Genomic DNA, 21,941 nt, shown 5'->3' on the forward strand with positions numbered 1-21,941 from the left:
GACGGTTCCGGAAATCGGGAGTGAAGAAAGGGCAATTAGCGTACCTCAAACCGGCCCCGTTTCTTTTGATGCACTGTTACATAAATTCACGGGTATACCCTTAGTATGAAAATGAATTTTCTTATCTAAAATTTATGTGTAAACAGATTTACACAATCGCCCGCTACTCTCCCGCTCCCCATCCCCGATGAACAAGGCCGTACTCACGATCGCTGATCGGATCGCCCGGGCCCAGCCCGCGCTGAGCCGCACGCAGCACAAGATGGCCGAATACGTCCTGGCGCACCAGTTTCGCGTCGCCACGATGACCATCGACGAATTCGCGGCGGCGGTGGGCGTCTCGGTGGCCACGGCCAACCGCTTCGCGCGCGCCCTGGACCTGCCGGGCTACCCGCAGTTTCGCGCCGAACTGGCACGCGGTTTCGAAGCCGCGCTGGAACCCGTTGAAAAGCTGCGCACGGAATTGGCGCATTCGGCCAGCGCCGTGCAGATCTTTGCCGCCACGCTCGAAGAAGACATCCGCAACGCCCAGCGCAATCTGCAATCGCTGGACTCGGCCGCCTGTGATCAGGCGGTGGAAGCGATTCTGGCCGCCGAGCGCGTCTTCATCATCGGCTTCGGCGCCAGCGGTTTTCTGGCCGGCCTGCTGCAGCGCGGCCTGTGCATGCACCTGCACTCGGTCGAATCGCTGGCCGGCCCCGGCGGCGTGTCGCACGCCGCGCGCCAGATGTCGCGCATGACCAGCAAAGACCTGGTGATCGCCATCGGCTTCCCGCGTTATCTGGCCGACACGGTGACCCTGGCGGGCGCCGCGCAGCAAGCCGGCGTGCCGGTGCTGGTGCTGACCGACAAACCCACATCTCCGCTGGCGCCCACGGCATCCGTCGTCCTGTACGCGTTTTCCGCGCGCCAGCTGATCCCCAATTCCGAAACCGCCGCGCTGGGGCTGATCGAAGCCCTGTCGGCCGCGGTGGCCTATCGGGCCAAGAATTCCGTCGCGGCCGCCGCTGGGGTGACCCAGTCCGTCATGCCGTGGCTCATCCATGGAGTAGGTAAACGATGATTCAACCCGTGATTGCCATTCACGGTGGCGCCGGCGCGATGTCCCGCGCGGCCATGTCGCCCGAGAAAGAACAGGAATACCTGAGCGCGCTGGAGTCCATCCTGAGCGCCGGCCAGGCCGTGCTGGCCCGTGGCGGCAGCGCCCTGGACGCCGTCACCGAAGCCGTGCGCCTGCTGGAAGACTGCCCGCTGTTCAACGCCGGCCATGGCGCCGTGTTCACCAGCGCCGGCACCCACGAGCTGGACGCCGCCATCATGGACGGCGCCACGCTGCGTTCGGGCGCCATCGCCAACGTCAATTGCGTGCGCAACCCGGTGTTCGCCGCGCGCGCCGTCATGGAAACCAGCAAGCACGTGTTCTTCGTGGGTGAGGGCGCCGAAGCCTTTGCCAAGGACGCGGGCCTGGAACGGGTCGACCCGTCGTATTTCTCGACCGAAGCGCGCCGCGAGCAACTGCTGCGCGTGCAGCGTGAAACGCCCGAAGCCGCGGTGCTGGACCACGATGGCCAGGCCATGGTCGCGCGCGGCCAGCCGGCCCCGGCTGATCCGCTGGATTCGGACAAGAAGTTCGGCACCGTCGGCGCGGTGGCGCTGGACGCCCAGGGCAACCTGGCTGCGGCTACGTCCACCGGCGGCATCACCAACAAGCAGGTCGGCCGCGTCGGCGACGCGCCCTTGATCGGCGCCGGCACCTACGCCAGCAACAAGACCTGCGCCGTGTCCACCACGGGCACCGGCGAAATGTTCATCCGCATGGTCGCCGCCTATGACGTGGCGGCCCAGATGGAATATTGCGGCGCGTCGCTGGAAACGGCGGCGGACCGCGTTGTCATGGAAAAACTGCCCACCATTGGCGGCAAGGGTGGCCTGGTGGCCGTCGACGCCAAGGGCAATGTGGCCTTGCCGTTCAACACGGAAGGCATGTACCGCGGTTACGCCCGCGTCGGTGAGAAGCCGGTCACCGCCATTTATCGCTGAGCGGCGGCGGGCTTCGTTTTTGTCAGTTTTGGGGATTACTAAAGATATGGTTGATCGCGCAAACAGCCTGGCGCTGCCGGATAACCGCGTGGTCCAGGTCAACGACCTGACGGTGCGCTTCGTGGGTTCGGAGCGCACGGTCGAAGCCGTGCGCAACCTGTCGTTCCATGTGGACCGGGGCGAGACCCTGGCCATTGTGGGCGAATCGGGTTCGGGCAAGTCGGTGACCTCGCTGGCGCTGATGCGCCTGGTCGAGCACGGCGGCGGCCGCATCGCCCAGGGCCAGATGGCGCTGCGCCGGCGCAATGGCTCGGTGATCGACCTGGCCGGCTCCAGCCAACGCGTCATGCGCAATGTGCGCGGCGCCGACATGGCCATGATTTTCCAGGAGCCGATGACCTCCTTGAATCCGGTGTTCACGGCCGGCGACCAGATCGCCGAGTCCATCCGCCAGCACCAGGGCAAGGACGCCGCCGCCGCGCGCGCCGAAGCGCTGCGCATGCTGGAACAGGTGCGCATCCCGGAAGCCAAGTCGGTGCTGGACCGCTACCCGCACCAGCTGTCGGGCGGCATGCGCCAGCGCGTCATGATCGCCATGGCGCTGGCCTGCAAGCCGGCGCTGCTGATCGCCGACGAGCCGACCACCGCGCTGGACGTCACCATCCAGGCCCAGATTCTGCAACTGATCCGTCAGCTGCAGGAAGAAATGCACATGGGCGTGGTGTTCATCACCCACGACATGGGCGTGGTGGCTGAGGTGGCCGATCGCGTGCTGGTCATGTATCGCGGCGACAAGGTCGAGGAAGGCCCGTCGGAATCCGTCTTCGCCGCACCCCAGCATGCCTACACCCGCGCGCTGCTGTCGGCCGTGCCGAAGCTGGGTGCGATGCAGGGCACCGACCTGCCGGCGCGTTTCCCCCTGCTGCAGGTCGATGGCAAGGCACAACCCGTGGCCGAGCCCGGCGCGACCAGCACGCAGGAAGTGCCGGCCGCGCGCCGCGAGCCGATCCTGAGCGTGCGCAACCTGGTGACCCGCTTCGATCTGCGCGGCGGCATCCTCAGCCGTGTGCAGCGCCGCGTGCACGCCGTGGAAAAGGTCAGCTTCGACCTGTACCCCGGCGAAACGCTGTCGCTGGTGGGCGAGTCCGGTTGCGGCAAGTCCACGACCGGCCGCTCGCTGCTGCGCCTGGTGGAAAGCCAGGGCGGCGAAATCCGCTTCGGCGGCCGCGACATCGTGCGCTTGAAGAACAGCGAACTGCAATCCCTGCGCCGCGACATCCAGTTCGTGTTCCAGGACCCGTTTGCCTCGCTGGACCCGCGCGTGACCGTCGGCTTCTCGATCATGGAGCCCCTGCTGGTGCACGGCGTGGCCAAGGGCCGCGAGGCCGAGCGCCGCGTGTCCGAACTGCTTGAGCGCGTCGGCATGCCGCCCGAAATGGCGCAGCGCTACCCGCATGAGTTCTCGGGCGGCCAGCGTCAGCGCATCTGCATCGCGCGCGCCCTGGCCCTGAATCCCAAGGTCGTGATCGCCGACGAATCGGTATCGGCGCTGGACGTGTCGATCCAGGCGCAGATCGTGAACCTCCTGATCGACCTGCAGCGCGACATGGGCATTTCGTTCCTGTTCATTTCGCACGACATGGCCGTGGTCGAACGCGTGAGCCATCGCGTGGCCGTCATGTACCTGGGCCAGATCGTCGAGATCGGCCCGCGCCGCGCGATCTTCGAGAACCCGCAGCACCCGTACACCAAGAAGCTGATGTCGGCCGTGCCGATCGCCGATCCGGCGCGCCGCCACCTCAAGCGCACCTTGCTGTCCGACGAGATTCCCAGCCCGATCCGCAGGCTCGACGACGAGCCGGTGGTGCAGCCGCTGGTGCAGGTAGGAACCGATCACTTCGTTGCCCGCCATGCGGTCGGCGGAGCGTATTGAGTCAGTTGTTGTACTTGTTTTTCTTCCACCAAACCCCCTAATTCCTTACAGGAACCAGGAGTTGCAATGATGAAAGTTCTGCGCCCCACCAAACTGATGGCCGCCGCTGCGGTGGCCTTCGGCGTGCTCACTTCGCCGCTGGCGCATGCTGCCAAGGACGTGACGTTTGCCGTCTCCATCGCTCTGGAAACGCTCGACCCGTACAACACCAACAGCACGCTGAATCAGGCGGCCGGCAAGGCCTACTACGAAGGCCTGTTCGAATTCGACAAGGACCTGAAGGTCCAGAAGGTCCTGGCCACCGACTACACCGTCAGCGAAGACGGCCTGGTGTACACCTTCAAGCTGCGCGATGGCGTCAAGTTCCATGACGGCACCCCGTTCAACGCCGAAGCCGTCAAGATCAACTTCGACCGCCCGGCCAATCCGGACAACCGCCTGTCGCGCTACATCCAGTTCAGCGTCATCGAAAAGATCGACGTGATCGACCCGCTGACCGTCAAGATCACCCTGAAGAAGCCGTTCTCGGCCTTCATCAACGCGCTGGCCCACCCGGCCGCCATGATGATCTCGCCGGCCGCGCTGACCAAGTACGGCAAGGAAATCGGTTTCCACCCGGTGGGCACGGGCCCGTTCGAATTCGTCGAATGGAAGCCGGCCGAATACCTGAAGGTCAAGAAGTTCGACGGCTACTGGAAGAAGGGCTACCCCAAGGTCGACACCCTGACGTTCCGCACCGTCACCGACAACAACACCCGCGCCGCCGTGGTGCAGACGGGCGAAGCGCAATTCGCCTTCCCGGTGCCGTTCGAGCAAGCCGCCGTGCTGAGCAAGAACGACAAGCTGGACGTGGTCGATCACAAGAACTCGATCATGGCGCGCTACCTGTCGATGAACGTGCAGCAAAAGCCGTTCGACAACGTCAAGGTGCGTGAAGCCATCAACTACGCCATCAACAAGGAAGCCCTGGCCAAGGTCGCTTTCTCGGGCTACGCCACCATCGTTGACGGTGTCGTGCCGACCGGCGTCGACTTCGCCCACAAGACCGGCCCGTGGCCGTACGACATCAAGAAGGCCAAGGCGCTGCTCGCCGAAGCCGGCTACCCCAACGGCTTCGAAAGCCAGCTCTGGTCCGCCTACAACGACGGCACCTCGGTGAAGGTGGTGCAGTTCCTGCAGCAGCAACTGGCGCAAGTCGGCATCAAGGTCTCGGTCGAAGTGCTGGAATCGGGCCAGCGAGTGCAGCGCGTGCAACAGGTGCAGAAGCCGGAAGATGCCAAGGTCCGCATGTACTACGCCGGCTGGTCGTCCTCGACCGGCGAAGCCGACTGGGGTCTGCGTCCCTTGCTGACCACCGCCGCTTTCCCGCCGGTGCTCAACAACGTGTCGTACTACTCGAACAAGTCGGTTGACGACGGTATCCAGCTGGCTCTGGCCACGACGGACCGCGCCAAGAAGACCGAGATCTACAAGAACGTTCAGGAAACCATCTGGAAGGACGCCCCGTGGGCCTTCCTGGTGACCCAGAACAACCTGTACGTCAAGTCGAAGAACCTGTCGGGCGTGTACGTGGAACCGGACACCTCGTTCTGGTTCGGCGACATCGACCTGAAGCAGTAATTCGGCGGTAACTCTCGGGGCCGCAAGGCCCTTGCAAGGCCACATACGGCGGGGACGCGGTGTCCCCGCCGATGTTGCAGGAATTTCAATGCTGACCTATATCGTCAAACGTCTTTTGGGCATGATCCCCACGCTGCTGCTGGTGGCCGTGGTCGTGTTCCTGTTTGTGCACATGCTTCCGGGCGACCCGGCGCGACTGGCCGCGGGCCAGGAGGCCGACCAGCAGACCGTCGAACTGGTGCGCAAGGAACTGGGGCTGGATCTGCCCCTGCCGCAGCAATTCGTGCGCTACTTCAGCCACATGCTGCAAGGTGACCTGGGTACCTCGCTGCGTACCAAGCGTCCCGTCTTGACCGAAATCTCCGATCGCTTCATGCCCACGCTGTGGCTGACGATCGCCAGTATGGCCTGGTCCGTCACGTTCGGCATGATCATCGGGATCGTGTCCGCCGTGTGGCGCAACCGCTGGCCCGACCGCCTGGGCATGACGCTCGCGGTGTCCGGCATCTCGTTTCCTGCCTTCGCGCTGGGGATGATGCTGATGCAGGTGTTTTCCGTGAACCTGGGCTGGCTGCCGACCGTGGGCGCCTCGACCTGGCAACACTACATCCTTCCGTCCATCACCCTGGGCGCGGCGGTGGCCGCGGTGATGGCGCGCTTTACCCGCGCTTCCTTCGTGGAAGTCATCCAGGAGGACTTCGTGCGGACGGCCCGCGCCAAGGGCCTGACCGAGCGCCGCGTGGTCATCAAGCATGCGCTGCGCAACGCGTTGATCCCGGTCGTGACCATGATGGGCCTGCAGTTCGGCTTCCTGTTGGGCGGCTCGATCGTAGTCGAGACGGTGTTCAACTGGCCCGGCCTGGGCCGCTTGCTGGTCGATGCCGTGACCCAGCGCGACTACCCGGTGATCCAGGGCCTGGTGCTGCTGTTCTCGTTCGAATTCATCCTGATCAACCTGATTGTCGACGTGCTCTACGGCGTCATCAATCCCAGCATCCGTTACAAGTGAGGCGGCCATGAGCAATACGACCCCCGCCGCGACCATCGCCGCCGTTCCCAAGAACGACGTGCGCACGCCCGCCACCGAGTTCTGGCGCAAATTCAAGAAGCAGAAGCTGGCGCTGGGCGCCGGCCTCTTCGTCCTGCTGCTGGTCGTGGTGGCGATTTTCGCCCCCTGGATCGTGCCGTTCGACGCCGAGAACTTCTTCGACTACGACGCGCTCAACGCCGGTCCGTCGCTGACCCACTGGCTGGGTGTGGATTCGCTGGGCCGCGATATCTTCAGCCGCATCATCATGGGCGCGCGCATTTCGCTGGCCGCGGGCTTCCTGTCCGTCGCCATGGGCGCCATCGTCGGCACCTTCATGGGCCTGATGGCCGGTTACTACGAAGGCTGGTGGGAACGCATCACAATGCGTATTTCCGACGTGCTGCTGGCGTTCCCCGGCATGCTGCTGGCGATCGGCGTGGTGGCCATCCTGGGTTCCAGCATGGTCAACGTGATCGTGGCCGTGGCCGTGTTCAGCGTGCCGGCGTTTGCCCGCCTGGTGCGCGGCAACACGCTGTCGATCAAGCAGATGACCTACGTCGAAGCCGTCAAGAGCGTGGGCGCGTCCGACTGGACGATCATCATGCGCCACATCCTGCCCGGCACGATCTCGCCGATCGTGGTGTACGGCACGATGCGTATCGGCACCTCGATCATCACCGCGGCCAGCCTGTCGTTCCTGGGCATGGGCGCATCGCCCCCCACGCCGGAGTGGGGCGCGATGCTGAACGAAGCGCGCGCCGACATGGTGATCGCGCCGCACGTGGCGATTTTCCCGGCGCTGGCGATCTTCCTGACCGTGCTGGCGTTCAACCTGCTGGGCGACGGCCTGCGCGACGCGCTCGATCCCAAGATCGACCGCAAGTAGGCACACGCAATGGCTGCCCGCTCGCCTCGCCCCATCGGTTCCGGGCCTGGCGTGACGGTCGCCCATCTCGCCGCCGCCCGCGTTCGGGCGCCCGCCATCCGGCAGGCGCACCGGCCACGCAGGACGGCGGCGTTTCGCATTCTGGGGCCCGCTTTTTCAGGGCCTCTCGACAGGCATTGATTCATGGACAAACAAACGCAGGACCTTCCTCGCATCGGCACCTTGCCGTCGGGCCCGCTGGATTCGATCTGTGACGTGGGCGACATCACCGTCGGCCACAGCACGCTGGCGGACGGCGCGCGGCAGACCGGCGTGACGGTGGTCAAGCCGCATGCCGGCGACCCCTACCTGGACAAGGTGCCGGCCGCCGCCACCATCCTGAACGGCTTCGGCAAGAGCACCGGACTGGTCCAGGTGCAGGAACTGGGCGTGCTGGAAACGCCTATCGCGCTGACCAACACCTTTGGCGTGGGCACGGTGGCCAATGCCCAGATCCGCGCCGCGGTGGCGGCCAACCCCGGCATCGGCCGCGGCATGGCGACGGTCAATCCGCTGGTCTTCGAATGCAACGACGGCTACCTGAACGACATCCAGGCGCTGGCGGTGCAGGAATCGCACTACGCCGATGCGCTGGCCGCCGCGGACAGGCACCCGGCCCAGGGCGCGGTGGGCGCGGGCCGTGGCATGTCCTGCTTTTCGTTCAAGGGCGGTATTGGTTCGGCCTCGCGAGTGGCGACCATTCAGCCGGGTCAGCGCTACACGGTCGGCGCGCTGGTGCTGTCCAACTTTGGCCGCCTGCCCAACCTGATCGTCGCGGGCCGTCCCTTCGGCCGCCGGCTGGCGGGCCAACTGGAAGGCAATCTGGCGCAAGCGGGCGAAAACGCCGCCATCGTGCCGGAAAAGGGGTCCATCATCTTGCTGGTGGCGACGGACGCACCGCTGGATGCACGCCAATTGCGGCGCCTGTCGTTGCGCGCGGGCGCGGGCCTGGCGCGCACCGGCTCGGTGTTTGGCCACGGCAGCGGCGACATCGCGCTGGCGTTTTCCACGGCCTACACGGTGCCGCAAGAAGCCGATCGCCCGATGCCGGCCATCGCCATGCTGCACGAAACCCGTATCGATCCGCTGTTCGAAGCCGCGGCCGAGGCCTGCGAGCAGGCCATCATTGCCGCACTGTGGCGCGCCGACAGCGTGCAGGGCCGCGACGGCCATGTGCGCACCGCCATCCGCGACGCCGCGCCCGACTGGCGGCAGTGGCTGGCCGACACTGAATTCCAACATCCCACCAAGGCATTCCCATGAAGATCCTCATTTCCACCGATATCGAAGGCGTCGCCGGCGTCTTTCATGCTGAACAGATCCGCGCCGGCAACGGCGAATACGAGCGCGCCCGCGCCTGGATGACCGCCGAGGCCAACGCCGCGGTGCAAGGCGCCATCGCCGGCGGCGCCGAAGAGATCCTGGTCAACGATTCGCACGGGGGCTTTCGCAACCTGCTGCCGGACGGCCTGGACGAGCGCGCCCGCCTGGTGCTGGGCAAGCCGCGCTACCTGGGCATGATGGGCGGGCTGGAAGAGGGCTGCGATGCCGTCTTCATGATCGGCTACCACTCGCGCTCGCAGGGCCGCGGCGTTCTGGCGCACACGATCAACAGCTTTGCCTTTGCCCGTGTCTTCATCAACGGCATGGAACTGGGCGAGGCCGGCCTGTACGGCGCCCTGGCCGGCGAAATGGGCGTGCCGGTCATCCTGGCCACGGGCGACGATGTGTTCATCTCGGAAACCACCGACCTGTTCCCCGGTGCCCAATGGGTGCAGACCAAGGTGGCCCACGGCCAGGGCAGCGGCGTGACCCTGTCGCCGGCCGCCTCGCGCCGCGCCATCACCGCCGCTGCCGAAACCGCCGTCAGAAACATCAAGAAGGCCGTTCCTTTCCGCATCCCCGCCCCTATAGAATGCCGGTTGCAGACGCAGACCTCGGCGCTGGCCGACCTGTTCTGCATGTGGCCCACGCTCGAACGCGTGGATGGCGTGACGCTGCGGTTCACCACGGACAGCATGCGGGCCGCCATTCGTACGCTGAACAGCCTGGCCGCCATGTCTTTCATGTTGCGCTAAGGAAACCCATGTCTAGCACCGACGCCCGTATCGCCCAGCTGCGGCAGGCCATGAGCCGCCGCGGTCTGTCCGCCTATATCGTTCCGTCTTCGGATCCGCACCTGTCCGAATACCTGCCCGCGCGCTGGCAGGGGCGGCGCTGGCTGTCGGGCTTCACGGGGTCGGTGGGCACGCTGGTCGTCACGGCCGATTTCGCCGGCTTGTGGGTCGACAGCCGCTACTGGGTGCAGGCCGAGGCGCAACTGGCCGGCACGGGCGTGCAGCTGATGAAGATCGCCGTGGCCACCACGCCGGGGCATGTGGACTGGCTGGCCGCCAACACCCGCGCGGGCGACGTCATCGGCGTCGACGGGCAGGTGCTGGGCCTGGCGGCTTTCCGCGCCTTGTCGGTGGCCGCTGCCACGTCGGGCGCCACGCTGGAAATCCGCGCTGACCTGCTGGACGACGTCTGGTCCGACCGCGCCGGCCTGCCCACGGCCGCCATCTACGAACACGTGGCGCCGCAGGCGTGCGTGTCGCGCGCCGACAAGCTGGCCCAGGTGCGCCATGCCATGCGCGGCCATGGCGCCGACGTGCACTTCGTCAGCACGCTGGACGACATCGCCTGGCTGTTCAATCTGCGTGGCGCTGACGTCGACTACAACCCCGTATTCGTCGGCCATGCCCTGATCGGCCTGGATCACGCCACGCTGTTCGTCGCCGACGGCAAGGTCGATGACGCCCTGCGCGCCGTCCTGGCCGCCGACGGCGTCGAGGTGGCGGGCTACGCCCAGGCCGCCGACGCGCTGGCTTCGCTGGAACTGGACCAGAAGCTCCTGATCGACCCGGCCCGCGTCACCTGCGGCGTGTTCCATGCGATGGACCCGGCCGTGCCCCGCGTCGAAGCCATCAACCCGTCCACGCTGCTCAAGTCGCGCAAGACCGACGCCGAACTGGCCAACGTGCGCCAGACCATGGCACAAGACGGCGCGGCGCTCTGTGAGTTCTTCGCCTGGTTCGAAGGCGCGCTGGGCCGCGACCCGATCACCGAACTGACCATCGACGAACAGATCACCGCTGCCCGCGCGCGCCGGCCCGATTACGTCTGCCCCAGCTTTGCCACCATCGCCGGCTTCAACGCCAATGGCGCCATGCCGCATTACCGCGCCACGCGCGAATCGCATTCGGTGATCGAAGGCGACGGCCTGCTGCTGATCGATTCGGGCGGCCAGTACCTGGGCGGCACGACCGACATTACCCGGGTCGTCGCCGTGGGCACGCCCAATGCCGACCAGAAGGTCGATTTCACGCTGGTGCTCAAGGGCATGATCGCGCTGTCGCGCGCCGCGTTCCCGCGCGGCACGCCGTCGCCCATGCTGGACGCCATCGCGCGTGCCCCGATCTGGGAGGGCGGCGCCGAATATGGCCACGGCACCGGCCACGGCGTGGGTTATTTCCTGAACGTGCACGAAGGCCCGCAGGTCATCTCGTACCGCGCGGCCCCGGGCCCGCACACCGCCATGGAACCCGGCATGATCACCTCGAACGAACCGGGCATCTACCGCCCGGGCCGCTGGGGCGTGCGCATCGAGAACCTGGTGGCCAACCGCAGCTGGCTGACCTCGGAACTGGGCGAGTTCCTGTGCTTCGAGACCCTGACGCTGTGCCCGATCGACACCCGCTGCATCGAACCGACGCTGTTGCGCACCGACGAGATCGCCTGGCTCAACGAGTACCACAAGACCGTGTTCGAGCGCCTGTCGCCGCTGGTGCAGGGCGAGGCCCTGGCCTGGCTGGAACGCCGTACCGCGGCGATCTGACCTTGCCGTTGCGCGATTGAAAAAAGGCCCCGCGGGGCCTTTTTTCTTGGGGGTGAGCCGAGCAGATCGCCCGGTGGCGCGTCAGCCGTTCACACTCGTCCGGCGTCGATCAGGGTGTCGCGCTCGGCGTTGCGGCGACGGTAGAACAGCCGCGCGCCAATGACGCAGCCCAGCACCAGCAGCGCGATGTACACCGCCAGCGAGAACACGGCGGCACTGTTCGAGGACGATGCGCGGGCCAATTGGCTCCAGCTCATGGCCCGCAGGGCCAGGATCGCCAGGCCGACGCCCAGCACCTGGGCCATCCAGAAAGCAAAACTGCCGTGCGCGACGGCGCGGCCGACGCCCGCCGCGCCCAGCGCCTGGGGCACCGCCTTGCGGCAGGCCAGCACCGCCGCCGCCATCACCACGGCCGGCAGCACCCAGTAGCCGAATGCGTACTGGACCAGGTCGGCCGACAGCGTCTGCATTTGCAGGAAAGCGCCCAGCGCCAGGGACACGTGCACTTGCCACAGCAGCAGCGTGGCCCCGGCGATCCAGGCGGCATGGCGCGCCAGGTAGGGCCGCGCCCCGGCGCCGACGGCGGGTGTCACGCTCCAGGCGGCCACGCGCACGGCCAGCCAGCTGCCCAAGCCCCCCAGCAGGATGCCGGCCAGCTTGAGCGGCACGCCCATCACCAGCGCACGCGTGATATCGCGGTAAAAGCCCAGGTTCTCGTCCAGCCATTCCTTGTACGTCACGATCAGCCAGAACATGCCTTGCTGCAGCAGCGTCAGGGCGGCGGAATTGAGCACGTTGTAGACCAGCAAAACCGCCAGCAGCACGGCCATCATCTTGCCCGGACGGTCCACGCCGCCCGCGCCCTGGCGGGCCAGCCAGCGCTGCGCGGTGCACCAGGCCACCAGGCCGGCCAGGACGGCGCCGGCGAACATCTGCGCCACGGTCGGCGCCAGCATCCCGGGACGTTCATAGATCTCGCGCATCCGCTCGGCAAATGGCGACGCCAGCACGATGTAGGCTTGCAGCAGGATGGCGTAGGCAAGGTTCAGGCAGGCCGCGGCGGTGGCCAGGCGCCAGGGCAGGGAGGGGGAACGGTCGGGCAGGGCGGTCATCGGGTCGGGCGGGTTTCCGGTCGGGGGGAGAAAATCGGGGACGAACATAGCACGAAGCGCGCGACCGCCCCTGCCGCGGGCGGGCCCGGGCCGGGGCCGGCAAATGTTACTCCTCGTCGCTAGGGGAAAACCCAGACAAGTTTCGCCTCCCGGCTATAATCCAAATTTCCCGCACGCGCCCGCTCGTCCCGGGCGCTTATTACGATGACCAAATACGTATTTGTCACCGGCGGAGTGGTGTCTTCCCTGGGCAAGGGCATCGCCGCTGCGTCGCTTGCCGCCATCCTCGAGTCGCGTGGTCTGCAGGTCACCATGCTCAAGCTCGACCCCTACATCAACGTCGATCCGGGCACCATGAGCCCGTTCCAGCACGGTGAAGTGTTCGTCACGGAAGACGGCGCCGAAACCGACTTGGACCTTGGCCACTACGAGCGTTTCGTTTCCGCCCGCATGCACAAGGTGAACAACTTCACCACCGGCCAGATCTACGAATCGGTGCTGCGCAAAGAGCGCCGCGGCGACTACCTGGGCAAGACCGTCCAGGTCATCCCGCACATCACCAACGAAATCCAGGACTTCATCGCCCGTGGCGCCGATGCCGCCTGGAACGGCAATACCGATGTCGCCATCGTTGAAATCGGCGGCACGGTGGGCGATATCGAATCGCTGCCCTTCCTGGAAGCCGCGCGCCAGATGAGCCTGCGCATGGGCCGCAACAACGCGGCCTTCGTGCACCTGACGCTGGTGCCGTTCATTGCGTCCGCCGGCGAGCTCAAGACCAAGCCGACCCAGCACTCGGTGCAGAAGCTGCGCGAAATCGGCATCTACCCGAACGCGCTGCTGTGCCGCGCCGACCGTCCCATCCCCGATGACGAGCGCGCCAAGATCTCGATGTTCTCGAACGTGCCCCTGGATGCGGTCATTTCCGTCTGGGACGCCGATTCGATCTACAAGATCCCGGCCATGCTGCACAAGCAAGGCGTGGACAACATCGTCTGCGAAGCGCTGGGCCTGACCCCGCCGCCGGCCGACCTGTCCATGTGGGACAACCTGGTCGAGGCGCTGGAACACCCCGAGCACCAGCTCACGATCGGCATGGTGGGCAAGTACGTCGACCTGACCGAATCGTACAAGTCGCTGACCGAAGCGCTGGTGCACGCCGGCATCCATACGCGTTCGAAGATCAACATCGAGTACATCGACTCGGAAGACATCGAAACCCGCGGCACCGACCAGCTCAAGCACCTGGACGCCATTCTGGTGCCGGGCGGCTTCGGCAAGCGCGGCACCGAAGGCAAGATCGCCGCCATCCGCTACGCCCGTGAAAACGGCGTGCCGTACCTGGGCATCTGCCTGGGCATGCAACTGGCCGTGATCGAGTTCGCACGTCACGTGGCCGGCCTGGGCGGCGCCAACAGCACCGAATTCGACCCGTCGGCGCCGCACCCCGTGGTGGCCCTGATCACCGAATGGATGGACCGCGAAGGCAAGGTCGAAAAGCGTGACAATTCGTCCGACCTGGGCGGCACCATGCGCAAGGGCGCGCAACGCGTGCCGATCAAGCCGGGCACCCGCGCCCAGACCATCTACGGCGACGAAGTCAACGAACGCCATCGTCACCGCTACGAGGTCAACAACGTCTACGTGCCGCGCCTGGAAGAGGCCGGCATGGTGATCAGCGCGCGCACCCCGACCGAGAATCTGCCGGAAATGATGGAACTGCCTGACCACCCCTGGTTCGTCGGCGTCCAGTTCCACCCGGAATTCACGTCGACCCCGCGCGACGGCCACCCGCTGTTCTCCAGCTACATCCGCGCCGCCATCGAGCAAAAGGCTCGCCGCGGCCAGGAGGCCTGATGCGCGCCTGCGGCCGCGAGTTCCGCATGCGGATGCTCGCGGCCGCAGGCCGTCGACCTGGCGCCGCCCTATACGGCGGCGCTGCTTTCGGATACAACCAATTAGCATCGGATAGGCGTCGCCGGGCCGCCTTGGGCGACACTGGCTGCCTTACCGTATCCGCCCGCGGATACCCGTCAACCCCACTGCCCTGAAGGAACCCCATGAGTGCTTACCTGATCGCCGATGTCACGGTGACCAAGCCCGCGCAGTACGAGGACTACAAGCGTCTGTCCACGCTCGCGATGCGTGCGTACGATGCCAAGATCCTGGTGCGTGGCGGACAATCCAAGCACCTTGAGGGCCGTGAGCCTGGCCGCACCGTCGTCATGGAATTTCCGTCCATGGCCGCCGCCCAGGCCTTCTACGACTCCTGGCAGTACCGTCGTGCCCGCAATGCTCGCGAAGGCGCGGCCGTCATGAATATGTTTATCGTTCAGGGAATGTAAAGTCATGAGTGCAATCGTCGACATCATCGGCCGCGAGATTCTGGATTCGCGCGGCAACCCCACCGTGGAATGCGATGTGCTGCTGGAATCCGGCGCCATGGGCCGTGCGGCCGTGCCGTCGGGCGCGTCCACCGGCGCCCGTGAAGCCATCGAGCTGCGCGACGGCGACAAGAGCCGTTATCTGGGCAAGGGCGTGCTGCGCGCCGTTGAAAACCTCAACACCGAAATCTCCGAAGCGCTGATGGGCCTGGACGCCCAGGAACAGACCTTCGTCGACCGTACCCTGATCGAACTGGACGGCACCGAGTCCAAGGAACGCCTGGGTGCCAACGCCATTCTGGCCGCCAGCATGGCTGTGGCCCGCGCTGCCGCCGACGAATCCGGCCTGTCGCTGTACCGCTACTTCGGTGGCAGCGGCCCCATGAGCATGCCCGTGCCGATGATGAACGTCATCAACGGCGGCGCGCACGCCAACAACACGCTCGACCTGCAGGAATTGATGATTCTGCCGGTGGGCGCGGGCAGCTTCCGTGAAGCCCTGCGCTGGGGCGCCGAAGTGTTCCACATGCTCAAGAAGCTGATTCACGGCCAGGGCATGTCCACCGCCGTGGGCGACGAGGGCGGTTTCGCGCCCAACGTGCCCAGCCACGAAGCGGCCATCCAGCTGATTCTCAAGGCCATCACCGAAGCCGGCTACGAGCCGGGCACGCAGATCGCCCTGGGCCTGGACTGCGCCAGTTCTGAGTTCTACCGCGACGGCAAATACACCCTGGCCGGCGAAGGCGGCATCTCGCTGTCCTCGCAGGAATTCACCAACCTGCTGGCCACCTGGTGCGACAAGTACCCGATCATCTCGATCGAAGACGGCATGGCCGAAAACGACTGGGACGGCTGGAAGCTGCTGACCGACCAGCTCGGCAAGAAGGTGCAACTGGTGGGCGACGACCTGTTCGTCACCAACACCAAGATCCTGCGCGAAGGCATCCAGAAGGGCGTCGCCAACTCGATCCTGATCAAGATCAACCAGATCGGCACCCTGACCGAAACCTTCGCCGCCATCGAAATGGCCAAGCGCGCCGGCTACACCGCCGTCGTGTCGCACCGTTCGGGCGAAACCGAAGATTCGACCATCGCCGACATCGCCGTGGCGACCAACGCCATGCAGATCAAGACCGGCTCGCTGTCGCGTTCGGACCGCATGGCCAAGTACAACCAGCTGCTGCGCATCGAGGAAGAGCTGGCTGAAGTTGCCTCGTACCCGGGCCTGGAAGCCTTCTACAACCTGCGTTAATGTAAGCAGGCCGCGGCGCGCGCCGCGGCCTCTTTCACGCCACGACTGCTGAGGGTTCCCGCGTATGCGCCTGTTGTTCCTGGTGCTGTTCGTGCTGCTAGGCCTGATCCAATACCCGCTTTGGCTGGGTAAGGGCGGGTGGTTCAAGGTCTGGGACCTGCAACGCCAGGTATCGGCCCAGCGCGAAACCAACGAAGGCCTGCGCGCGCGCAATGCGGCGCTCGAGGCCGAGGTGCGCGATCTGGAAAATGGCTCGGGCGCCATCGAAGAACGCGCCCGCGGCGAATTGGGCATGATGCGCGACGGCGAAGTCTTCGTGCACATCCTGCCGCAGAACACCCAGCCGCCCGCAGGCGGCGCCTCGCTGGCGACCGACGCCGCAACCAAGCCCGCCACCGCCACGCGCGCCAGCGCACCGGCCGGGGCCGCCAAGCCGGCTGCTGCCAAGCCCGCCACGCCCAGGCCCGCCACGACGCAACCCGCCGCCGCCCGGCCGGGCACTGCCAGGCCGGCCAACACACCTCCAGCACGCCAGCAATAAGGCCGCGTCAGCGGTAGCCCACGGGTCTGCGCAGACCGTCGCGGCCGCATTGTTGCGCGTCAAGGGCAGCGCAGGCTGCGGCATGCCCCCGCCACCATGCCCGCCGGGTAGGCCTTGCCGGCCGCCCAGTCCACCGGGTGCGACTGCATTTCCATTTCAAGCTCCATGCCGATGGGCGCCAACCCCCGCGCCCGCGCGGCTGCGGCATAGCTGCCATCGGGTTCGGACAGCGCCGCCAGCAACACGCGCAGCGGCGGCAGCATGGGCTGGTACAGGTAGGTCAGTCGCAGCTTGAGCGTGTTGGCGCGAAAGATGTCGCGCTGCTCGGGCAGCGGGCGGCGCGCCTGCTGTAGATCCTGGTAGTTGTGGTCGATGGCGCGCAAGCCGCGGGGGGCGGTCGTGTCCAGCCCCGGGCGGGCGTGGTCGCGGAAGGCCTGGGCGTCGGGTTGCAGGATTTCGATGCGCCAGGGGGAACCATCCATCAGGGCGGCCAGGCGCTCCAGTTGCCGGGATGGGTTCTGGCGGGCGCCGGCCTGGCCCCGGGCGTCGGCGTGCAGCGGGAGCAGTGCTTGCAGGAAGGCGCTGCGGATACGGGCGGGATCGCCATGGGACGTGGCGCCGGCACGCGCGCCTTCCATCAGGGCCAGGTGGGCGATCTGGCGCACACCCTGCCAACGGGCCGCTTCGGCGGTCAGCAGGCCCACCAGCAGCACGGCGCTTGCGGCGACGGCAAATTCGATGGCAGCGGCCCCATATTGGGGCAGGCGCGCGACGCGCGGGCGGGTGAGAAAAAAGGCGGTCATGGCCGGCCAGTGTGGCGCGGGCATGACCGCCTGTCGATCCGTAAAAGCCGAGGGGAGCATCAGCCCCCCATTGCGCTATCGCGCGTTGCGCCGGGACGGCGCTGCGGGTCAATGCACCGTCGGCGGTGCGTCTCCCGTGGGGGACGTGTTGGGCGTGAAAAGGGCAGCGCAGTCGACCGCGTCGAAGGCGTAGGGCTTGCCACAGAAGTCGCAGGACACGTCCACCTGGCCGCGTTCGGCCAGGATGTCGTTGACTTCCTCTTCGCCCAGCGAACGCAGCATGTTGGCGACGCGCTCACGGGTGCAGGGACAGTGCCAGCGCACCGGCAGCGGGTCGAACGCCACCAGCGTTTCTTCCCAGTACAGGCGGTGGATCAGGGTGTCGATGTCGGTGGCAAGCAGTTCGTCGCGCTTGAGCGTGCTGGCCAGCGCCACGGCACGGTCCCAGGTCTCGGCCGCGGCCTGTTCGCTCAGGATGGGGGCATCCGAGCCGCCGTGGTAGGGCAGGCGCTGGATCAGCATGCCGGCCGCGTGGTCGGCGTCGGCGCCCAGCCACAGGCGGGTGTCCAGCTGTTCGGACGCCTTCATGTAGTGCTGCAGCGCCTCGGCCACGGTGTCGCCTTCCAGCGGCACGATGCCCTGGTAGGTCTGCTGGCCCGGCACCTTGCGCTGCGGGTCCAGCACCACGATGAAGCGGCCGTTGCCACCGGGGTTCAGCAGGCTTTGCATGGTGCCGTCGGTCGGGACTTCGTGGCCTTCGCGCACCTTGACGGTGGCGCGCAGGCTCAGGTCGGAACGGCATTCGACCACCAGCAGGGCGATCGGGCCGTCGCCCTGGATCTGCAGCACCAGCGAGCCGTCGAACTTGATGTTGGCGGCGAGCAGGGTGGATGCCGCGACCAGTTCGCCCAACAGGTGGGTGATGGCGGGCGGGTAGTCGTGGTTGGCCTGGACGGCCTTCCACGTATCCGTCAGGCGCACCGCTTGAACGCGGACGCTACGGTCTTCGAGGAGATATTTTTTAAGCTGATCGGTCATAGGGGAATGTTAGCCGATCAGACGCCCCGATTTCCCCTGCCGGCAGCAGGGGCGTTGGGGCCCAGGGAGGCTTCCCCAGGGGGCTTCAGGCCAGCCGCTTGAGCGCCGTTTTGTAGTGTTGGCCGCGCGCCACGTAATGGGCCGTGTTCTTGTGCAGATTGGCGATTTCGTCGGGTGACAGCTCGCGCACGATCTTGCCGATGCCGATGACCAGGGAATTGTCGGGAATGACCCGGTCTTCGGGGATGATGGCGCCCGCTCCGATCAGGCAGTTGCGCCCGATCACGGCGTTGTTCAGCACGATGGCCTGCATGCCGACCAGCGCGCCTTCATGGATGGTACAGCCGTGCAGCATGGCCTGGTGGCCGACGGTGACGTTGGGGCCGATGGTCATGGGACAGCCGGTATCCACGTGCAGCACGCTGCCTTCCTGGATATTGGTGCCCTGGCGGATCAGGATCGCGTCGTTGTCGCCGCGAATGGACACGTGCGACCAGATGCTGACGCCGGCCTCCAGGGTGACGTTGCCGATGATGTCGGCGCTGTCGGCCACGTAGGCGGCGGGATCGATGCGGGGAATGAGGTCGTCGAGCTGGTAAATGGGCATGCCGTGTCTCCGGATGCGGCGGCGGGCCAGGCGGGCCCGCCCGCCGTCAGTGTGGCTTGGCGGCCCGCGCGCGTTCTTCTTCGCGCAGGCGCAGGATGCGACGCTGGATTTTACCGGTGGTGGTCATGGGCAATTCTTCGACGAATTCGATTTCCTTGGGGTACTCGTACGGCGCCAGGCGCTCGCGCACGTGTTCCTGCAGGTTCTCGATGATGTCGCTGCGATCGCGCTGCGCGAATTCCGGGGTCAGTACCACATAGGCCTTGACCACTGCGCCACGCTCGGCGTCCGGCTTGGGGACCACGGCGGCGTTCGCCACGGCCGGATGGCCGATCAGGCAGCTTTCGATTTCACCGGGGCCGATACGGTAGCCCGACGACTTGAAGACGTCGTCGGCCCGACCCGCGTACCAGAGGTAGCCGTCGGCATCCACCCGGGCCAGGTCGCCCGTCAGGCACCAGTCGCCCTTGAACTTGGCCTGGGTGGCGGCATCGTTGCGCCAGTAGCCCAGGAACAGGATCGGATCGGGGTAGCCGTGGATGTCGTTGCGGTTGACCGCGATTTCGCCGGTTTCGCCGGCTGCCACGGGCTGGCCCGCATCGTCCAGCACGGCGACGCGGTGGCCCGGGTAGGGGCGGCCCATGCTGCCCGGCTTGGCCGGCCAGCGCTTCTGGCTGTTGCCCACCACGTAGTTCATTTCGGTCTGGCCGAACATCTCGTTGGGCGTGACGCCCAGCGCGGACTGGCACCACTCGAAGACGGTCTCGCCCACGCTCTCGCCGGCGCTCATGATGGAGCGCAGGGCCAGCTGGTAATGATTGCGGGGCTCCGGCACCGTTTTCATCATCATCTTCAGCGCGGTGGGGAAGAGGAAGGTGTTGGTGACCTGGTAGCGCTCCATCAGTTCGAAGGCGCGTTCGACCGAGAAGCGTCCGCGGGTGCCGACGATGGGGTGGCCGAAATACAGCGTGGGCAGCAGCGCGTCCATCATGCCGCCGGTCCAGGCCCAGTCGGCGGGCGACCAGAACACGTCGGCGGGCCGCGGGAACCAGTCTTGCGAGGCCACGAAGCCCGGCAGGTTGCCGATCAGCACGCTGTGCGGCAGCAGGGCGCCTTTGGGCGCGCCGGTGGTGCCGGACGTATAGAGCAGGATGGCCGGGTCCGACGAGCGGGTGGGCACCGGCTTGAATTCACTGGGTTGGCGCGCCAGCAGGCTGCGCCAGGGCAGCACGCGCTCGTCGGCGAAACCGATGCCGATGATCTGCTGCAGGGCGGGGCAATGGTCGCTGACGGCCAGCAGGTTGGCGCTGGAGGCGTGGTCGACGATGGCGACGCGGGTGTCCGAATCGCACAGGCGGCTTTGCAGGGCTTCGGGGCCGAACAGGGTGGACAACGGCAGCACCACGCCGCCCACGCTGTAGATGGCCATGTGGGCGACGACGGTTTCCGGGCGTTGCCCCAAAACCACACCGACCCGGTCGCCACGGCCCACGCCCATCTTCACCAGGCCGTTGGCCAGTTGATTGGCGGCCTCGGCCAGCCGCGCATAGGTCCAGACCTCGCGGTTGCCGGCTTCATCTTCGTAGTAGATGGCGATGCGCCGCGCATCCGGACTACTGGATGCCCAGCGGTGGCAGCACGCTTCCGCAATGTTGAACTGGGTGGGAACCAGCCAGCGGAATGATTGGTAGAGCGCCTGATATTGGTCGTTCATGGCCCTATGTTGTAAGCATGTTGCAGCGTGAACGGGTCAGTTTTTGCCCGTTGCCCCAACTGCAAGCATGACCTAGAGGGCCGTGAACTGCAATATCCCCGTTGCGTAACGGGGACGTATAAGGGTTATCACGGGTGTTTGCCCTGGCGGCGCAGGGCGGAGGGCAGCGCGGGCAGCGACAGGGAACGCGGCTTGCGCTGGGCCGGGTCGGCCTGCCGTTCGGCCTGGATGGCGGCCCAGTCCAGCAACTGCAACTGGCCGTCGTGGGTCTCGGCCAGTGCCGACAGGCTCTCCACCCAGTCGCCGTCATTGCAGTAGAGGATGCCGCCCACGTCGCGCAGCTCGGCCTTGTGGATGTGGCCGCAGACCACCCCGTCCAGGCCGCGGCGGCGGGCTTCGCCGGCCAGCGCTTCCTCGAAGTCGGTGATGAACGACACCGCATTCTTGACCTTGTGCTTGAGGTACTGCGACAGCGACCAGTAGTGCAGGCCCATGCGGTGGCGCAGGCGGTTGAAGTGGTGATTGATCCACAACGCCAATTGGTAGAGACCGTCGCCCAGGTGCGCCAGCCAGCGGCTGTGCTGGATCACGCCGTCGAACTGGTCGCCGTGCAGCACCAGCAGGCGCAGGCCCTTGGCTGTCACGTGCACGTCTTCGTCCAGGATCTCGATGTCGCCGAAGGCGAAGCCGGCGAACTCGCGGGCGAATTCGTCGTGGTTGCCGGGGATGAACACCACCCGGGTGCCGTTGCGTGCCTTGCGCAGGATGCGCTGGATCACGTCGTTGTGGGCGCGGGGCCAGTGCCAGTGCTTGCGCAACTGCCAGCCGTCGACGATGTCGCCCACCAGATAGAGGGTGTCGGAGTCGTTGTGCTCAAGGAAATCCAGCAGGAATTCTGCCTTGCACCCGGCGGTACCCAGGTGAATGTCGGAAATCCAGAGAGCGCGCCAGTGCGTGGGGCGGATTTCGTTCACGGTCGTATCCATGTGGGCTGTCGTCATGCCTGGGAATGAGACCATCCCGCGATGACGGGGACATGAAGAATCCGTGACGCTGTTGTGACCG

General features: G+C 66.3%; 19 protein-coding genes. 13 read left to right on the forward strand and 6 right to left on the reverse strand.

What is annotated here, in order from left to right; genetic code table 11:
* Positions 1-187: 187 nt before the first annotated feature.
* The 9 genes from AC3WMR_RS02460 to AC3WMR_RS02500 all read left to right on the forward strand — a co-directional run bounded on the left by AC3WMR_RS02460 (position 188) and on the right by AC3WMR_RS02500 (position 11,425).
* Entirely contained in the window at positions 188-1,063 is an 876-nt protein-coding gene (locus AC3WMR_RS02460) for a MurR/RpiR family transcriptional regulator (RefSeq protein ID WP_175191061.1), read from the forward strand.
* Positions 1,060-2,040 (forward strand): isoaspartyl peptidase/L-asparaginase family protein, encoded by a 981-nt coding sequence (locus AC3WMR_RS02465; RefSeq protein WP_492262521.1) that lies wholly within the window; start codon positions 1,060-1,062, stop codon positions 2,038-2,040. Before AC3WMR_RS02460 ends, AC3WMR_RS02465 begins: the two co-directional genes overlap by 4 nt.
* 46 nt (positions 2,041-2,086) lie before the next feature.
* Positions 2,087-3,973, forward strand: a complete 1,887-nt coding sequence (locus AC3WMR_RS02470) for a dipeptide ABC transporter ATP-binding protein (RefSeq protein WP_492262522.1) — start codon at positions 2,087-2,089, stop codon at positions 3,971-3,973.
* Positions 3,974-4,039: 66 nt separating this feature from the next.
* Positions 4,040-5,593 carry a glutathione ABC transporter substrate-binding protein GsiB gene (gene gsiB / locus AC3WMR_RS02475; protein WP_492262523.1) on the forward strand — a complete coding sequence of 518 codons (1,554 nt, stop codon included), beginning with the start codon at positions 4,040-4,042 and terminating at the stop codon, positions 5,591-5,593.
* An 88-nt stretch (positions 5,594-5,681) separates the two neighbouring features.
* Positions 5,682-6,602, forward strand: coding sequence for a glutathione ABC transporter permease GsiC (gene gsiC / locus AC3WMR_RS02480; RefSeq protein WP_025137181.1), 921 nt, complete (start codon positions 5,682-5,684; stop codon positions 6,600-6,602).
* A 7-nt stretch (positions 6,603-6,609) separates the two neighbouring features.
* Positions 6,610-7,509 carry a glutathione ABC transporter permease GsiD gene (gene gsiD / locus AC3WMR_RS02485; protein WP_025137182.1) on the forward strand — a complete coding sequence of 300 codons (900 nt, stop codon included), beginning with the start codon at positions 6,610-6,612 and terminating at the stop codon, positions 7,507-7,509.
* Positions 7,510-7,692: 183 nt separating this feature from the next.
* Positions 7,693-8,811, forward strand: a complete 1,119-nt coding sequence (locus AC3WMR_RS02490) for a DmpA family aminopeptidase (protein ID WP_492262524.1) — start codon at positions 7,693-7,695, stop codon at positions 8,809-8,811.
* Positions 8,808-9,626, forward strand: coding sequence for a M55 family metallopeptidase (locus AC3WMR_RS02495; RefSeq protein WP_492262525.1), 819 nt, complete (start codon positions 8,808-8,810; stop codon positions 9,624-9,626). The genes AC3WMR_RS02490 and AC3WMR_RS02495 overlap by 4 nt, the downstream gene beginning before the upstream one ends.
* Positions 9,627-9,634: 8 nt before the next feature.
* Positions 9,635-11,425 carry an aminopeptidase P family protein gene (locus tag AC3WMR_RS02500; protein WP_492262526.1) on the forward strand — a complete coding sequence of 597 codons (1,791 nt, stop codon included), beginning with the start codon at positions 9,635-9,637 and terminating at the stop codon, positions 11,423-11,425.
* A gap of 89 nt (positions 11,426-11,514) precedes the next feature.
* Here the strand turns inward: AC3WMR_RS02500 and AC3WMR_RS02505 are convergent, their stop codons facing one another.
* Entirely contained in the window at positions 11,515-12,537 is a 1,023-nt protein-coding gene (locus AC3WMR_RS02505; protein ID WP_492262527.1) for a hypothetical protein, read from the reverse strand.
* Positions 12,538-12,741: 204 nt separating this feature from the next.
* Between AC3WMR_RS02505 and pyrG the strand changes: the two genes are divergently transcribed.
* The 4 genes from pyrG (at position 12,742) to ftsB (ending at position 16,714) form a co-directional block, all read left to right on the forward strand.
* The gene (gene pyrG, locus AC3WMR_RS02510) at positions 12,742-14,394 is read left to right on the forward strand and encodes a CTP synthase (protein ID WP_175191068.1); all 1,653 of its coding nucleotides are present in this window, start codon (positions 12,742-12,744) and stop codon (positions 14,392-14,394) included.
* 203 nt (positions 14,395-14,597) lie between these two features.
* On the forward strand, positions 14,598-14,882 hold the full coding sequence (locus AC3WMR_RS02515) for a DUF1330 domain-containing protein (RefSeq protein WP_025137188.1): 285 nt from the start codon (positions 14,598-14,600) through the stop codon (positions 14,880-14,882).
* 4 nt (positions 14,883-14,886) lie between these two features.
* Entirely contained in the window at positions 14,887-16,173 is a 1,287-nt protein-coding gene (eno, locus tag AC3WMR_RS02520) for a phosphopyruvate hydratase (protein WP_006218107.1), read from the forward strand.
* 64 nt (positions 16,174-16,237) lie between these two features.
* On the forward strand, positions 16,238-16,714 hold the full coding sequence (ftsB, locus tag AC3WMR_RS02525; protein WP_492262528.1) for a cell division protein FtsB: 477 nt from the start codon (positions 16,238-16,240) through the stop codon (positions 16,712-16,714).
* 59 nt (positions 16,715-16,773) lie between these two features.
* Here the strand turns inward: ftsB and AC3WMR_RS02530 are convergent, their stop codons facing one another.
* The 5 genes from AC3WMR_RS02530 to AC3WMR_RS02550 form a co-directional block, all read right to left on the reverse strand.
* Positions 16,774-17,517 (reverse strand): TadE/TadG family type IV pilus assembly protein, encoded by a 744-nt coding sequence (locus AC3WMR_RS02530; RefSeq protein WP_492262529.1) that lies wholly within the window; start codon positions 17,515-17,517, stop codon positions 16,774-16,776.
* A 108-nt stretch (positions 17,518-17,625) separates the two neighbouring features.
* Positions 17,626-18,555, reverse strand: coding sequence for an Hsp33 family molecular chaperone HslO (hslO, locus tag AC3WMR_RS02535; RefSeq protein WP_492262530.1), 930 nt, complete (start codon positions 18,553-18,555; stop codon positions 17,626-17,628).
* Positions 18,556-18,640: 85 nt separating this feature from the next.
* A complete protein-coding gene (locus AC3WMR_RS02540; protein ID WP_025137192.1) occupies positions 18,641-19,162 on the reverse strand; it encodes a gamma carbonic anhydrase family protein in 522 nt (173 codons plus the stop codon).
* 46 nt (positions 19,163-19,208) lie between these two features.
* Positions 19,209-20,876: an acetate--CoA ligase gene (locus AC3WMR_RS02545; protein ID WP_175191073.1), complete on the reverse strand. Its 1,668-nt coding sequence runs from the start codon at positions 20,874-20,876 to the stop codon at positions 19,209-19,211.
* Positions 20,877-21,004: 128 nt separating this feature from the next.
* Entirely contained in the window at positions 21,005-21,877 is an 873-nt protein-coding gene (locus AC3WMR_RS02550) for a UDP-2,3-diacylglucosamine diphosphatase (protein WP_492262531.1), read from the reverse strand.
* Positions 21,878-21,941 lie beyond the last annotated feature (64 nt).

Source organism: Achromobacter sp. FW305-C-28, assembly GCF_058783235.1.

What these genes read in the sequence shown, in the direction of transcription:
- AC3WMR_RS02530 (WP_492262529.1), bottom strand. Translation starts at nt 17,517, where the DNA reads ATGACCGCCTTTTTTCTCACCCGCCCGCGCGTCGCGCGCCTGCCCCAA.
- gsiB (WP_492262523.1), top strand. Translation starts at nt 4,040, where the DNA reads ATGATGAAAGTTCTGCGCCCCACCAAACTGATGGCCGCCGCTGCGGTG.
- hslO (WP_492262530.1), bottom strand. Translation starts at nt 18,555, where the DNA reads ATGACCGATCAGCTTAAAAAATATCTCCTCGAAGACCGTAGCGTCCGC.
- AC3WMR_RS02545 (WP_175191073.1), bottom strand. Translation starts at nt 20,876, where the DNA reads ATGAACGACCAATATCAGGCGCTCTACCAATCATTCCGCTGGCTGGTT.
- AC3WMR_RS02490 (WP_492262524.1), top strand. Translation starts at nt 7,693, where the DNA reads ATGGACAAACAAACGCAGGACCTTCCTCGCATCGGCACCTTGCCGTCG.
- AC3WMR_RS02505 (WP_492262527.1), bottom strand. Translation starts at nt 12,537, where the DNA reads ATGACCGCCCTGCCCGACCGTTCCCCCTCCCTGCCCTGGCGCCTGGCC.
- AC3WMR_RS02460 (WP_175191061.1), top strand. Translation starts at nt 188, where the DNA reads ATGAACAAGGCCGTACTCACGATCGCTGATCGGATCGCCCGGGCCCAG.
- eno (WP_006218107.1), top strand. Translation starts at nt 14,887, where the DNA reads ATGAGTGCAATCGTCGACATCATCGGCCGCGAGATTCTGGATTCGCGC.
- pyrG (WP_175191068.1), top strand. Translation starts at nt 12,742, where the DNA reads ATGACCAAATACGTATTTGTCACCGGCGGAGTGGTGTCTTCCCTGGGC.
- gsiC (WP_025137181.1), top strand. Translation starts at nt 5,682, where the DNA reads ATGCTGACCTATATCGTCAAACGTCTTTTGGGCATGATCCCCACGCTG.
- AC3WMR_RS02500 (WP_492262526.1), top strand. Translation starts at nt 9,635, where the DNA reads ATGTCTAGCACCGACGCCCGTATCGCCCAGCTGCGGCAGGCCATGAGC.
- AC3WMR_RS02470 (WP_492262522.1), top strand. Translation starts at nt 2,087, where the DNA reads ATGGTTGATCGCGCAAACAGCCTGGCGCTGCCGGATAACCGCGTGGTC.
- ftsB (WP_492262528.1), top strand. Translation starts at nt 16,238, where the DNA reads ATGCGCCTGTTGTTCCTGGTGCTGTTCGTGCTGCTAGGCCTGATCCAA.
- AC3WMR_RS02540 (WP_025137192.1), bottom strand. Translation starts at nt 19,162, where the DNA reads ATGCCCATTTACCAGCTCGACGACCTCATTCCCCGCATCGATCCCGCC.
- AC3WMR_RS02515 (WP_025137188.1), top strand. Translation starts at nt 14,598, where the DNA reads ATGAGTGCTTACCTGATCGCCGATGTCACGGTGACCAAGCCCGCGCAG.
- gsiD (WP_025137182.1), top strand. Translation starts at nt 6,610, where the DNA reads ATGAGCAATACGACCCCCGCCGCGACCATCGCCGCCGTTCCCAAGAAC.
- AC3WMR_RS02465 (WP_492262521.1), top strand. Translation starts at nt 1,060, where the DNA reads ATGATTCAACCCGTGATTGCCATTCACGGTGGCGCCGGCGCGATGTCC.
- AC3WMR_RS02495 (WP_492262525.1), top strand. Translation starts at nt 8,808, where the DNA reads ATGAAGATCCTCATTTCCACCGATATCGAAGGCGTCGCCGGCGTCTTT.
- AC3WMR_RS02550 (WP_492262531.1), bottom strand. Translation starts at nt 21,877, where the DNA reads ATGACGACAGCCCACATGGATACGACCGTGAACGAAATCCGCCCCACG.